Genomic DNA, 13,739 nt, shown 5'->3' on the forward strand with positions numbered 1-13,739 from the left:
GGCGTAGGCCTCCCCAGCTTGTGGATTGCCGCACGCGCCGCCGCTGCCTACGATCCGGCTTTCCGGGCACCGTCCCGGGCGGGGAGGGACTTCACATGGACAAGCTGGTCATCGTTCATCGCGGCGCGCTGCGCGCCAAGTACGGCGCCACCGCGCTGGCGAAGGTCGACGCAGCGCTGAAGGCGCTGGCCACCGCGGACAAGCGGCGCGGCGTCGACACGCTGGTGGTGGCGGTCGACCTCGCCTCCGCGATGAAGCCTTACGGCGCCGCACCGGTGCCGGCCCGGCCCGACGCCAAGGCGCTGAAGACGGCCATCGACGCGCTGGCCCGCGCCCGCCAGCCCCACTACCTGATGCTGCTGGGCGGCCCCGACCTGCTGCCGATGGTGCCGCTGAAGAACCCGGCGCACGGCGGCGAACTGGGCGACGAGGACCGCATCGTCCCCAGCGACCTGCCTTACGCCTGCGAGGCCGCCTACTCGACCGACCCGAACCGGTTCCTCGGGCCGACGCGGGTCGTCGGGCGGCTGCCCGACCTGCCCGGCGCGACGCGGCCCGACCTGCTGCTGCAGCTGATCCGCGCGGCGTCCCGCCACAAGGGCCTGCCGCGCGCGTCCTTCATGGACAGCTTCGCGCTGTCGGCCGAGGTCTGGCAGGGCTCGACGCGGCTCAGCCTGACCAACACCTTCGGCCACGCGGACGGGCTGCGCCTGTCGCCGCCGGACGGGCCGAAGTGGAACAAGGCCGATCTGGCGCCCCGCATGCACTTCATCAATTGCCACGGCGCCGCCGACATGCCGGAGTACTACGGCCAGCGCGGCGAGGATTTCCCGGTCTCGATGCGCTCGGCGCTGCTGCGCGACCGGGTCACCGCGGGCACCGTGGTCGCCGCGGAGTGTTGCTATGGCGCGCAGCTCTTCGATCCGGCGCTGGCCGACGGCGACTGGCCGATGGCCCTGCGCTACCTGACCGACGGCGCCTGCGCCTTCCTCGGCAGCACCACCATTGCCTACGGACCGAGCGACGGGAACGGCTCCGCCGACCTGCTGTGCCAGTACTTCCTGCAACGCGTGCTGGCCGGGGCCTCGCTGGGCCGGGCGCTGCTGGAGGCACGCCAGAAATTCGCCGGCGAGCGCACCCACCTCGATCCGATGGACCTCAAGACGCTGGGGCAGTTCTACCTGCTGGGCGACCCGTCGCTGCAGCCGGTGGCCGGCGTGTCGCATGCGCTGGCCCGCACCAAGGCTTTCCGCAAGGCCTTCGCCACCGTCGAGGACCGCGGCGTGCGCGGCCTGCGCCGCGAGCGCCTGGAGCGCGAGGGCCGCAACCTGGCGCGCTCGCTGCCGCGCCTGCTGCCCACCGAGGCGGCGCCGGCCCCGGCCGTGCTCGAGGCGGTGCGGCCCATGCTCAAGGAATCCGGCCTGGACGCCGAGCACTGCGCGCGGGTGAGCTACCGGATCTCCGGCGCCCCCGGCCATCGGGCGATCCATGTCTACAAGGGCTGGGTCGAACGCCGCCTGCTGGCGCTGATCGCGACCGAGCAGGACGGGCGGCTGCTCCATGTGAGGCGCATGCATGCCCGCTGATCGCGACGCCGCCCACGACGGCACCGCCGAGTGCCTGCGCGGACGCCTGTGCCGCGAGCGCCTGGACCTCGGCAGCAAGAGCGAGCGCCTGGCGGTGCTGCTGGTCGTCGACGACGGCGACCGGGTCGTGCTGCGCCGCGCCGGCGCCAATCCCTTCCGCGATCCGGAACTGGAAGCGCTGGAGGGCCAGGTCTTGATCGTCGAAGGGGAACGGCGCAGCAGCTATTTCCTGGTGCGCCGCTATACCGTTTGCGGCGACGATCCCCCTTCCTCGGGATGAGCGAACGGCTGGGGCCGCCCAATGGGTGCCCAGGCCGGGAGCGAAATCTGCCGGAGACCCACCGAGCCTCGCGCATCGTCAAAACCGTGTGCCGCGGTCGGACACCCGTCAGGGCGACTTGCCGGAGGTTGCTCGGCAGACGTACAACCGGACTTCGTTCCGCGCCGATGCGCGTCCTGATCCTCACAACCCGACCAAAAGGAGCCCGCTCATGGCCAAGACCTCTCCCTCCGACCGCCTGCTGTCCGACCTGCACCAGGTGGTGACCGACGCCGAGTCGCTGCTGCGGGCCACCGCCGACCAGACCAGCGCCGGCGCGTCCGAGTTGCGCGCGCGCGTGCAGTCGACGCTGGATCGCGCCAAGTCCAGCCTGGGCGAGTTCCAGTCCGCCGCGGTCGAGCGCGCCAAGGCCGCCAGCAAGGCGACCGACGACTACGTGCACGACAACCCCTGGCAGTCGATCGGCGTGGCCGCCGGCGTCGGCCTGCTGCTGGGTCTGCTGATCAGCCGCCGCTGATCGGCGCGGCCGTGGCGCCGGACGCCGCGGCACAGGGGGCGGCGCAAGGCGCCCCCGCCACCGGCTGGGCCGCCGTCGCCGTCGCTGCTGCAGGCGCGGGGTCCAGTGCCCAGGACTTGGGCGCGGCCAGCCAGCGATCGAGTTCCTCGGCCGGCATCGGCTTGGCGAACAGCCAGCCCTGGCCTTCGTGACAGCCCAGCGCCAGCAGGTGCTGGCGCTGTTCCTCGGTCTCGATGCCCTCGGCGACGACCCGCATGCCGAGGCTGCAGCCCAGGTTCACCACCATCTGCGCGATGGTCGCGCCGGCCGCCGAGCTCTGCGCCTCGCGCACGAAGGCGCGGTCGATCTTGAGCCGCTCGACATCCAGCCGCCGCAACTGGCTCAGCGACGAGAAGCCGGTGCCGAAGTCATCGATCGCGACGGACGCGCCGGTGCCGCGGATCTCCGCCAGCACGCGCAGCACGGCCGAGACTTCCTCCATCGCCATCGATTCGGTGATCTCCAGCTCGAGCGCCGCGCCGGGCACGTCGGCATCGGCCAGCGCGCGCCGGACGGTGTCGATGAAAGCGGGATGGCGGAACTGCGCCAGCGAAATGTTCACCGCGATGCGGAAGTCGGCGTAGCCGGCGTCGCGTAGCTGGCGCACCTGGCGGCAGGCGGCGCGGAGCACGAATTCGCCGATCGGGACGATCAGGCCGGACTGCTCCGCCAGCGGGATGAACTGGTCGGGCGGGACGAACTTGCCGTCGGCGGTGCGCCAGCGCAGCAGCGCCTCGGCGCCGATGACGCGCAGCGTGTCGAGCTCCACCTGCGGCTGGTACACGACGAACAGCCGGCGCTCCTCGAAGCTGGCGCGCAGGCCCTTGAGCAGCTTGAAGCGCTCGCGGGCGTCGATGCCCATCTCCGGCGAAAAGTACTGCGATGCGCCGCGGTTGCCCGCCTTGGCGCGCTTGAGCGCGATCTGCGCGTCCAGCAGCAGTTCCGAGCCCAGTGTCCGGGACTGGGCCAGCCGCACCAGCCCGGTGGTGGCGGACAGCTGCAGGCGCTCGCCCGCGACGGTGAAGGGGTCGTCGAAGACGCCGCCGATGCGGTGGCCGTTGACCATGTCGTCGGGCCCGAGCAGCCCGAAGGCGTTCGACGAGATCCGCGCCATCGCGGTGTTGAAGCCCAGCCGCTGCGCCAGCCGCTGGGAGACCGCCTGCAGCACCTGGTCGCCGAAGCGGTGGCCGAAGGCGTCGTTGACGTCGGCGAAGTCGTCCAGGTCGATCAGCGCGAGCGTGATGCCTTCGGGCGACTTGAGGTTGTGCTCGAGCAGCTCGATGAAGCGGGTGCGGTTGGGCAGCTGCAGCAGCGGGTCGTTGTAGGCCTGGTCGGTCAGCTGCGTGTACAGCATGACGTTCTCGAAGCCGACGGCGATGTTGGAGCAGAACGCGCGCAGCAACTGGCGGTCGAGCTCGTCGAGCTCGCGCTGCACCTCGACCAGCGCCGCCATGGCGCGGCCGCTGGGCAGGCCGAAGAACAGCACGGTGCAGCCGTCCTCGTGCAGGTTGTGGCCGACGGCCAGGCAGCGCGCCAGCAGGTCGCGCACCTTGCCCGCCGGCACCGCGTGCAGCGGGCGATTGATCAGCGAGCTGTACTGGCCGGCGGCCGCGATGACGCGGGCATCGCCGCTGGCGTCGTTGTGCGCCTGCACGCAGACCAGCCCTTCCGGCAGCGTGCCCAGCAGCGCGCACAGCTGCGTCACCACGCCCTCGGCGAAGCGGTGCAGCCCGTGCTGGCGGCCGAGCTCGGTGCTGGCCTCGACGATCATCTCCAGCCCCTGCCGGTTGGCTTCCAACGCGCGGATCTGGCGGTAGGAGCGGATCGCCGCCGTCAGCACGGTGTACAGCCGCGTGCGGGTCAGCTCCGACTTGGTCTTGTAGTCGTTGATGTCGTAGGCCTGGACCGTCTCGATCTCCGGCGCGTAGCCGGGCTGGCCGGTGCGCAGCACGATGCGCACGGCGCGCAGGCGCAGTTCCTCGCGGATGTGGCGCACCAGCTGGAGGCCGGCGTCGTCGGACTCCATCACGACGTCCAGCAGGACGACGGCGATGTCGGGCTCCTGGCGCAACAGCGCGCGCGCCTCGGCCGCGGACTTCGCATGCAGGAAGGCCAGCGGCTGGCCCTCGACCTGCAGGCCCTGCATGGCCAGCTCGGTGGCCTTGTGGACGTCGGTGTCGTCGTCGACGATCAGCACCCGCCAGGGCTTGCGTGGCGGGAGGTCGTCGAGGACGGCGTGCTCGTGGTCGTCCAGGAACTGCAGCAGGTCGTCGTCCTCGACGACGTCGGAGTGCGTGTGCTGGCGATCAGGCATTGAATCAACCTTGAAAGGCCGGCCGCGCGGGGTCCGCGCAACCAAGCGTTACCGCACTGTAGCCCAAGGCCTGGAGCCGGTATGGACAAAGAACGCCCTCGTTTCCCCCGATTCAGTGATAGCTTCCGCACACCGGAGGGGCCGGACACAGAGGAGAGACGTTCGATGGAATCACGCGATCCGGGGCTGACGGAGCGGCTGCGGCGGATGGCCGAGCGGGCGCTTGAACTGGCCCGCGTGCGGCTGGAGCTGCTGGGCGTCGAGCTGCAGGCGGAGCTGCTGCGCCTGTTCGGCGCCTTGACCGCGCTGCTGCTGGCGCTGCTGCTGGGCGTGGCCGCGCTGCTGATGCTGGTGTTCGCCGCGCTGCTGTGGGTGCCCGATGCCTGGCGCGCGCCGCTGGGCGCCGGCCTGGGCGCGGCCTTCCTGCTGGGGGCGGTGGGCAGCTGGTATTGGGCGAAGCGCCAGTTGGCGGCGGGGCGGCCGTTCGCGGCCAGCGTGGCGGAGCTGGCGCGCGATCAGCGCGCGCTCGAGCCCGAGACGGAGCCGGGGGCGCGGCCATGATGTGGGGCGATGCGCGCCAGCGGCTGAAGCTGCGGCAGCTCGAGCTGCAACTGCGCAGCGCGGAGCTGCGCCTGGGCCTGCTGCACGAGGCGAGGGCGCTCGAGCGCCCGATGCAATGGGCCGAACGCGGCCATGCGCTCTACCGCCTGGCGGGCAGCCTGCCGCGCCTGTGGCGCACGGTGGCGGCGCTGGCCGCGGCGGGTGGGCTGGCGGGACTGACGCGCGCCTTCCGCCGGCGCGATCCCGAGGCCGCGGACAGCCCGCCGGGCCGCATCGCGCGGCTGTGGGCGTGGCTGAGCCTGGGATGGAAGGTGTGGCAGTGGGTGAAGCCCGCGCCGGCGACCGAGGCCGCCGGCAACGCGACACCGGGCGCCCGCCCGACGTCCCCCTCGACGCCCGCCCGCTGAAGGCGCGTCAGCGCGGACCGCGCTTCGCGCCCGGCTTGCCTGCCGGCTTGGCGAAGGGCTTGCCGGCCGGGCGCGCGGCGGCGCCGGCCGGACGCTGCGGCGCGCGAGCCGAGCCGGTCTCCCGCGGCGGCAGGCCGGTGTGCTGCGTGAGCAGCTGGCCGGCGCGCGGCTTGTTCGGCGCGACCTTCTGCCCGGCGTTGGTCGAGTTCTTCCGGCGCGCCGACTCGTAGCCGCCGTCCGTGCCCGTGGGCTGGAAGGTCGGGATCAGGTGATGCTTGCCGTTGCCGATCAGGTCGGCGCGGCCCATGTCCTTGAGCGCCTCGCGCAGCAGCGGCCAGTTGCTCGGGTCGTGGTAGCGCAGGAAGGCCTTGTGCAGGCGCCGCCGGCGCTCGCCCTTGACGATGTCGACCGGTTCGCTGTCGCGCGTCACCTTCTTCAGCGGGTTCTTGCCCGAGTGGTACATCGCCGTGGCCGTGGCCATCGGGCTCGGGTAGAAGGTCTGCACCTGGTCGGCGCGGAAGCCGTTGCGCTTGAGCCAGAGCGCCAGGTTCATCATGTCCTCGTCGGCCGTGCCCGGGTGCGCCGCGATGAAGTAGGGGATCAGGAACTGCTTCTTGCCGGCGGCGGCGCTGGCCTGCTCGAACAGCTGCTTGAAGCGGTCGTAGGTGCCGATGCCCGGCTTCATCATCTTGGACAGCGGACCGCCCTCGGTGTGCTCGGGCGCGATCTTCAGGTAGCCGCCGACGTGGTGCGTCACCAGCTCCTGGATGTACTCGGGCGATTCGATCGCCAGGTCGTAGCGCAGGCCCGAGCCGATCAGGATCTTCTTCACCCCGCGCAGCGCCCGGGCGCGGCGGTACAGCTTGATCAGCGGGCCGTGGTCGGTGTGCAGGTTGGGACAGATGCCCGGATAGACGCAGCTGGGCTTGCGGCAGGCGGCCTCGATCTCGGGGCTCTTGCAGCCGATGTGCCACATGTTGGCCGTCGGGCCGCCCAGGTCCGAGATGATCCCGGTGAAGCCCTTGACCTTGTCGCGGATGTCCTCGATCTCGCGAATGATCGAGTCCTCGCTGCGGCTCTGGATCACGCGGCCCTCGTGCTCGGTGATCGAGCAGAAGGTGCAGCCGCCGAAGCAGCCTCGCATGATGTTCACGCTGAAGCGGATCATTTCCCACGCCGGGATCTTGGTCCCGTGGTCGTGGCTGCCGTTCTCGTCGGCATAGACCGGATGCGGGCTGCGCGCGTAGGGCAGGTCGAAGACGTGATCCATCTCGACCGTCGTCAGCGGGATGGGGGGCGGATTCAGCCAGACGTCGCGGTCGACGCCGCCCGACGAATGCCGCTGCACCAGCGCGCGGGCGTTGCCCGGGTTGGTCTCCAGGTGCAGCACGCGGTTGGCGTGGGCGTAGAGGACCGGATCGCTCTTGACCTGCTCGTAGGCGGGCAGGCGGATCACGGTTCGGTCGCGCGGCGTCACGAGCGCTCGGCCGTCGCTGCCGTTCTTCGCCAGCGTCTGGCGGACGATCTTGATCGGCTTGATCTCCGGCATGCCGGCCGCCGCCGGAGCTGCCGCACCCGCGGTGGCACCATCCGCGCCCGCGGCCTGCGCCTGCTGCTTCGAGCAATCCGTGCCCTGGTCGGCGGCCGCTTCCTCGGTCGTCATGTAGGGGCTGAGCAGCGCATCGATCTTGCCGGGCGCGTCGACCTCGGTGGAGTCGATCTCGAACCAGCCGTCCAGCGACGCGTCGTCGGGCTTGCGCATGAAGGCGGTGCCGCGCACGTCGGTGATCGATTCGATGGGTTTCTTCTGCGCCAGGCGGTGGGCGATCTCGATGATCGCGCGCTCGGCGTTGCCGTAGACGAGCAGGTCGGCCTTCGAATCCACCAGGATCGAGCGCCGGACCTTGTCCTGCCAGTAGTCGTAATGCGCGATGCGCCGCAGTGAGGCCTCGATGCCGCCGATGATCACGGGGACGTCCTTGAACGCCTCCTTGCAGCGCTGCGTGTAGACCAGCGTCGCGCGGTCCGGCCGCTTGCCTGCGGCGCCGCCCGGCGTGTAGGCGTCGTCCGAGCGGATCTTCCGGTCGGCCGTGTAGTGGTTGATCATCGAATCCATGTTGCCGGCCGCCACGCCGAAGAACAGGTTGGGCTTGCCCAGGGCCCGGAACGGATCCGCCGAATTCCAGTCCGGCTGCGCGATGATTCCGACCCGGAATCCCTGCGCCTCCAGCGTGCGCCCGATCACCGCCATGCCGAAGCTGGGGTGGTCCACGTAGGCGTCGCCGCTGACGATGATGATGTCGCAGCTGTCCCAGCCCAGCTGGGTCATTTCCTCGCGGGACATCGGCAGAAAGGGCGCGGGGCCGAAGCGCTTGGCCCAGAACGGGCGGTAAGCGGTCAGCGCCTTCTGGCCGGTCTTCTTCAGATCGGACAGCGGACGGGTGGGCGGGGGAGCGATGGACACGGCGGCGGCTCGGGCGTGGGCAACCGGCTATTGTCGCCGCACCCTGGGATTTCCCTCAGGGGACCCTGCCCAAATGCAGGGCTTTCCACCGGATTAACGGTTAATCGCGACGATGGACGGCCGCGTCCGCCGACGTTCAGTGGTCGTCGCCGTCGTCGCTGCGGTCGTCTTCCGCCCGATTGGCCGAGCACACCGGCTGGCGCCCCAGCGCGCCGCGCTCGGCGGCGGTCAGCGGGGCGAAGCGGTTCGGCACCGCCACCGTCAAGGAGGAGAGGTAATGCTCCAGCCGCGCCTGCCCGACCTCGATCAGGTCGAAGGCCTCCGGATCCAGCATCCAGTGGTGCAGCAACCCGCCCACCAGCGCCATCAGGCCGATCGCCGCCTGCTGCGAGTCCACCTCCGCCGGCAGCTGGCCCAGCGCCTTGGCGCGCTCGAAGGCCTCGCGGTTGTGGCCGGTCCATTCGCGGTGCGCGGCGACCTTGCGTTCGCGCACCGTGGCCATTTCGCCGACGAACTCGACCCGCGTGTTGGCGATCTCGAAGGCCCGGCGTGTGCGAGCGTTGAACGCAGCGCAGTGCATGACGTTCATCAGGCGCAGCCGCAAGTCGTCCAATGGCCGGTCCGGACCGGGCGAGACCGAGGCCTCGAAGTCCTCCTCCAGCGGCATGGTGGCGCGTTCCATCATCGCGTTGAAGAGCTGGACCTTGTCCTCGAAGTGCCAGTAGACGGCGCCACGCGTCACGCCGGCGGCCTGCGCGATGTCCTGCAGCGAGGTGCGCGAGACGCCGCGTTCATGGAACAGCTGCTCCGCGGCGTCCAGCAGGCGGGCGCGGGTTTCCTGGGCTTCTTGTTTGGTTCGGCGGGCCATGGGGCGCGATTGTAGAAGCACGTTCCAGAAACATACATGCATGAATGTATGTATATACTGCGCGACTTTGGGTCGAACCGTGACGGCGCCAGGCGTCGTGGCGGGGAGGGCCCGGGCTTGCCGGAAGCGGCCGCCGATCTCCCGCCTGGCGACGTCGCGCCGGGCCGCTCATCCGAAGAACTGATCTGTACTGCGAGAGGAATCCCATCGTGATGTCTACCCCTCTGACAAAAGCAACGCCGGGGTCGGAGCGCCCGAGCCTGAAGGCCGGCGCGCGCATGCTCTACCTGCTGCCGCTGGTGATCTCGATCGCGGCGGTGCTGACCGCCTGCGGCAAGGATGAGGCGGCGGCCGGCAAGGGCGGCCCGGGCGGCGGCGGGATGCCGCCGGCCAATGTCGGCGTGGTCACGGTGGGCCAGCAGGCGGTCGCGCTGCAGACCGAGCTGCCGGGCCGGGTCGAGGCGCTGCGCACCGCGCAGGTCCGGGCGCGCGTCAACGGCGTGGTGCTCAAGCGGCTCTTCACCGAAGGCTCGGAGGTCAAGGCCGGCCAGGCGCTGTTCCTGATCGACCCGGCGCCCTACCAGGCGCAGTTCGACAGCGCCAATGCCAACCTCGCCAAGGCGCAGGCCAACGAGGCGCAGGCCGCCGCGCAGGCCGCGCGCAACAAGCCGCTGGCCGACGCGAAGGCGATCAGCCAGCAGGAATACATCACCTCGGTGGCGACCGCCAAGGCCGCCGCGGCCGACGTGGCCGCCGCCAAGGCCGCCGTCGTGCAGGCCAAGCTGAGCCTGGACTACGCCCACGTGTACGCGCCGATCTCGGGCCGCATCGGCCGCGCGCTGGTGACCGAGGGCGCGCTGGTCGGCGCGTCCGACGCGACGCAGCTCGCGCTGATCCAGCAGGTCAGCAGCGTCTATGTCAACTTCACCCAGTCGGCCAACGAGGTGCAGGCGATGCGCCGCGCGCTGGCCGCGGGCCAGTTGCGCAGCGCGGGCGCGAATGCGGCGCAGGTCGAGGTCGTCGGCGACGACGGCACTGTCTACCCGCGCACCGGCAAGCTGCTGTTCACCGACCTGAGCGTCGATCCGACCTCCGGCCAGGTGACGCTGCGCGCCGAGGTGCCCAACCCCGACGGCCTGCTGCTGCCCGGCCAGTACGTGCGGGTGCGCGTCGCGCAGGCGGAGTTGCCCTCGGCGGTGCTGCTGCCGCAGCAGGCGGTGACGCGCGGCTCCACCGGCGACACGGTGCTGGTGGTCGGCCCCGACAACAAGCCCGCGCCGCGCAAGGTCAAGATCGGCAACGCGATCGGCAACCAGTGGGTGGTGCTGGACGGCCTCAAGCCCGGCGAGAAGGTCATCGCCGACGGCTTCCAGAAGATGTTCGTGCCGGGGGCGCCGGTGAATCCGGTGCCGTTCAACCCGGCCAGCGCGGCGTCCGGAGCGGCCTCCGGCGCGGCGCCCGCCGCCTCCGGCGCGGCGAGCCGCTGAGCGCCTGACGCTCAGGAAGGATCCAAGACATGGCACGTTTCTTCATTGATCGCCCCATCTTCGCGTGGGTGATCGCCCTGTTCATCCTGGTCTTCGGCGGGGTGGCGATCACCCAGCTGCCGGTGGCGCAGTACCCGACCGTGGCGCCACCCTCGCTGGTGATCTCGGTGGCCTACCCCGGCGCGTCGGCCAAGACGCTGGACGAGGCGGTGGTCTCCGTCATCGAGCAGGAGCTCAACGGCGCGCCCGGCCTGGCCTACATGGAATCGATCAGCCAGGCCAACGGCACCGGCTCGATCACGGTGACCTTCGAGTCCGGCACCAACATCGACCTGGCGCAGGTCGAGATCCAGAACCGCCTCTCGCGCGCCACGCCGCGCCTGCCGGCGGCGGTCACCCAGCAGGGCGTGCGCGTGGACAAGTCGCGCTCCAACTTCCTGCTGTTCGTGACCATGGCGTCCCAGGACGGCTCGATGGACCCGATCGCGCTGGGCGACTACGCCGCCCGCAACATCGTCCCCGAGATCCAGCGCATCCCCGGCGTGGGCCAGGCGCAGCTGTTCGGCTCCGAGCGCGCGATGCGCATCTGGCTGGACCCGGCCAAGATGCAGTCCTACAACCTCAGCCCGGCCGAGGTCAGCGCCGCCGTCTCCGCGCAGAACGCGCTGGTGCCGGCCGGCGTGCTGGGCGACCGCCCGAACACGAGCAGCCAGACGATGTCGGCCACCATCGTGGTCAAGGGCCAGCTCGAGGACAAGGCGCAGTTCGAGAAGATCGTCCTGCGCGCCAACACCGACGGCTCCAAGGTGCTGCTCAAGGACGTCGCCCGCATCGAGCTGGGCGGCCAGAGCTACGCCACCTACACCCGCCTGAACGGCCAGCCCTCCACCGGCATCGGCGTGCAGCTCTCGCCCACCGGCAACGCGCTGGGCACCGCCACCGCGATCAAGCAGCGGATGGAGGAGCTGAAGAAGTACTTCCCCGCGGGCGTCGTCTACACCGTCCCGTACGACTCGTCGAAGTTCGTGAAGATCTCGATCTCGCAGGTCGTCGAGACGCTGGTGGAAGCCATCATCCTGGTGTTCCTGGTGATGTACCTGTTCCTGCAGGACTGGCGCTACACGCTGATCCCGACGCTGGTGGTGCCGGTGGCGCTGCTGGGCACCTTCGGCGTGATGCTGGCGCTGGGCTTCTCGATCAACGTGCTGACGCTGTTCGGCATGGTGCTGGCGATCGGCATCCTGGTCGACGACGCGATCGTCGTCGTCGAGAACGTCGAACGCATCATGAGCGAGGAGGGCCTGAGCCCGCGCGAGGCGACCAAGAAGGCGATGGGCCAGATCTCCGGCGCCATCATCGGCATCACCACGGTGCTGATCGCGGTGTTCGTGCCGATGGCGTTCTTCGCCGGCTCGGTGGGCAACATCTACCGCCAGTTCTCGCTGGCGATGGTGGCTTCGATGGCGCTGTCGGCGCTGATGGCGCTGTCGCTGACGCCGGCGCTGTGCGCGACGCTGCTCAAGCCGGTCGAGGCGGGCCACCACCACGAGAAGCGCGGCTTCTTCGGCTGGTTCAACCGCGGCTTCTCGCGCACCGCCAAGGGCTACGAAGGCTGGGTGGCCAGGCTGCTCAAGCGCAGCGGCACGATGATGGTGGCCTTCGCCGCGGTCGTCGCGGTGGTGGGCTGGCTGTATCTCCGCATGCCCACCTCCTTCCTGCCGAACGAGGACCAGGGCTACCTGATCGTCAACGTGCAGCTGCCGCCGGGCGCGACCTCCAACCGGACCGAGGCCGCCGTCGCCGCCGTCGAGAACTTCCTGCACAAGCAGCCGGAAGTGGCCGACACCATCGGCGTGATCGGCTTCTCCTTCTCCGGCCAGGGCCAGAACGCCGCGCTGGTGTTCGTGCCGCTCAAGCCGTGGGAGGAGCGCAAGGGCAAGGACCACAGCGCGCAGGCGCTGGCCGGCCGCGTGATGGGCGCGATGATGGTGGGCGTGCGCGACGCGTTCATCTTCCCGCTCTCGCCGCCCCCGATCCCGGAACTGGGCACCGCCACCGGCTTCGCGCTGCGCCTGCAGGATCGCGGCGGCCTCGGCCACGAGGCCCTGCTCAATGCGCGCAACCAGCTGATGGGCATGGCGCAGAAGAGCAAGATCATCACCGGCATGCGGCCCGACGGCCTGGAGGACGCGCCGCAGCTGCAGGTCGACATCGACCGCGACAAGGCGCAGGCGCTGGGCGTCGGCTACGACACGATCGCGCGCACGCTGGGCATCCAGCTGGGCTCGACCTATGTCAACGACTTCCCTAGCACCGGCCGCATGCAGCGCGTGGTGGTGCAGGCCGACGCGCCCAAGCGCATGACGCCGGAGGACGTGCTGGCCATCAACGTGACCAACGCGCAGGGCGCCAACGTGCCGCTGTCGGCCTTCGCGTCCAGCCGCTGGATCACCGGCCAGATGCAGGCCACCCGCTACAACGGCTATCCGGCGATGCGCCTGGCCGGCGACGCGGCGGCCGGCGCCTCGACGGGCCAGGCGATGAAGGAACTCGAGTCGATGATCCGCCAGCTCCCGCCGGGCATCGGCTACGAGTGGACCGGCCTGTCGCGCGAGGAGCAGCTCTCCGGCTCGCAGGCCGGCATCCTGCTGGCGTTCTCGCTGCTGGCGGTGTTCCTGTGCCTGGCCGCGCTCTACGAGAGCTGGTCCATCCCGCTGTCGGTGATGCTGGTGGTGCCGCTGGGCCTGCTGGGCGCGCTGCTCGGCGCGACGCTGCGCGGCATGCCCAACGACGTGTACTTCAAGGTCGGCCTGATCACCATCATCGGCCTGTCGGCGAAGAACGCGATCCTGATCATCGAGTTCGCCAAGGACCTGCAGGCGCAGGGCAAGGGGCTGGTGGAGTCGGTGCTGGAGGCGGCGCACCTGCGCTTCCGGCCGATCATCATGACCTCGATGGCCTTCATCCTGGGCGTGACGCCGCTGTTCTTCGCCTCGGGCGCGGGCTCGGCGAGCCAGCGGGCGATCGGCACCGGCGTGCTGTCGGGCATGGTGACCGCGACGGTGCTGGCGGTGGTGTTCGTGCCGGTGTTCTTCCTGGTGGTGCGCCGCTTCTTCAAGGGCAGCGAGCGCCAGCAGAAGCTGTACTCGCATGAGCTCGACGGCCCTGACGCGACCCGGGCCGCCCACGCCGCGAAGAACGCGGACGGAGTCTGAC

10 protein-coding genes are annotated in these 13,739 nt (G+C 70.5%); 7 read left to right on the forward strand and 3 right to left on the reverse strand.

Features of this window, described 5'->3' with window-relative positions; all coding sequences use genetic code 11:
• Window positions 1-95 precede the first annotated feature (95 nt).
• From FHT37_RS21565 to FHT37_RS21575, 3 genes are all read left to right on the forward strand, one after another.
• Window positions 96-1,586 (forward strand): C25 family cysteine peptidase, encoded by a 1,491-nt coding sequence (locus FHT37_RS21565; RefSeq protein ID WP_183484450.1) that lies wholly within the window; start codon window positions 96-98, stop codon window positions 1,584-1,586.
• Complete coding sequence (locus tag FHT37_RS21570) at window positions 1,576-1,866, forward strand: hypothetical protein (protein WP_183484453.1); 291 nt, start codon at window positions 1,576-1,578, stop codon at window positions 1,864-1,866. Before FHT37_RS21565 ends, FHT37_RS21570 begins: the two co-directional genes overlap by 11 nt.
• A gap of 211 nt (window positions 1,867-2,077) precedes the next feature.
• Window positions 2,078-2,383 carry a YqjD family protein gene (locus tag FHT37_RS21575; protein ID WP_091720058.1) on the forward strand — a complete coding sequence of 102 codons (306 nt, stop codon included), beginning with the start codon at window positions 2,078-2,080 and terminating at the stop codon, window positions 2,381-2,383.
• Here the strand turns inward: FHT37_RS21575 and FHT37_RS21580 are convergent.
• Window positions 2,370-4,736, reverse strand: a complete 2,367-nt coding sequence (locus FHT37_RS21580) for a bifunctional diguanylate cyclase/phosphodiesterase (protein WP_183484456.1) — start codon at window positions 4,734-4,736, stop codon at window positions 2,370-2,372. The two genes, FHT37_RS21575 and FHT37_RS21580, sit on opposite strands and share 14 nt — an antisense overlap.
• 165 nt (window positions 4,737-4,901) lie before the next feature.
• Here FHT37_RS21580 and FHT37_RS21585 point away from each other — a divergent pair, with 165 nt between their 5' ends.
• Both FHT37_RS21585 and FHT37_RS21590 read left to right on the forward strand, forming a co-directional pair.
• Window positions 4,902-5,297 carry a phage holin family protein gene (locus FHT37_RS21585; RefSeq protein ID WP_175538135.1) on the forward strand — a complete coding sequence of 132 codons (396 nt, stop codon included), beginning with the start codon at window positions 4,902-4,904 and terminating at the stop codon, window positions 5,295-5,297.
• Entirely contained in the window at window positions 5,294-5,704 is a 411-nt protein-coding gene (locus FHT37_RS21590; protein ID WP_183484459.1) for a hypothetical protein, read from the forward strand. Before FHT37_RS21585 ends, FHT37_RS21590 begins: the two co-directional genes overlap by 4 nt.
• A gap of 7 nt (window positions 5,705-5,711) precedes the next feature.
• Here FHT37_RS21590 and FHT37_RS21595 read toward each other — a convergent pair whose 3' ends face one another.
• Together FHT37_RS21595 and FHT37_RS21600 are read right to left on the reverse strand one after the other, a co-directional pair.
• Window positions 5,712-8,168, reverse strand: coding sequence for a YgiQ family radical SAM protein (locus FHT37_RS21595; RefSeq protein ID WP_409072718.1), 2,457 nt, complete (start codon window positions 8,166-8,168; stop codon window positions 5,712-5,714).
• A 136-nt stretch (window positions 8,169-8,304) separates the two neighbouring features.
• Window positions 8,305-9,036, reverse strand: a complete 732-nt coding sequence (locus tag FHT37_RS21600; RefSeq protein WP_183484462.1) for a TetR family transcriptional regulator — start codon at window positions 9,034-9,036, stop codon at window positions 8,305-8,307.
• A gap of 278 nt (window positions 9,037-9,314) precedes the next feature.
• Here FHT37_RS21600 and FHT37_RS21605 point away from each other — a divergent pair, with 278 nt between their 5' ends.
• Both FHT37_RS21605 and FHT37_RS21610 read left to right on the forward strand, forming a co-directional pair.
• Window positions 9,315-10,523: an efflux RND transporter periplasmic adaptor subunit gene (locus FHT37_RS21605; RefSeq protein ID WP_254783359.1), complete on the forward strand. Its 1,209-nt coding sequence runs from the start codon at window positions 9,315-9,317 to the stop codon at window positions 10,521-10,523.
• Between the two features lie 29 nt (window positions 10,524-10,552).
• Window positions 10,553-13,738 (forward strand): efflux RND transporter permease subunit, encoded by a 3,186-nt coding sequence (locus tag FHT37_RS21610; protein ID WP_183484465.1) that lies wholly within the window; start codon window positions 10,553-10,555, stop codon window positions 13,736-13,738.
• The last annotated feature ends 1 nt before the right edge of the window (window position 13,739 follow it).

The organism is Mitsuaria sp. BK037 (assembly GCF_014193045.1).
Lineage (GTDB): Bacteria > Pseudomonadota > Gammaproteobacteria > Burkholderiales > Burkholderiaceae_C > Roseateles.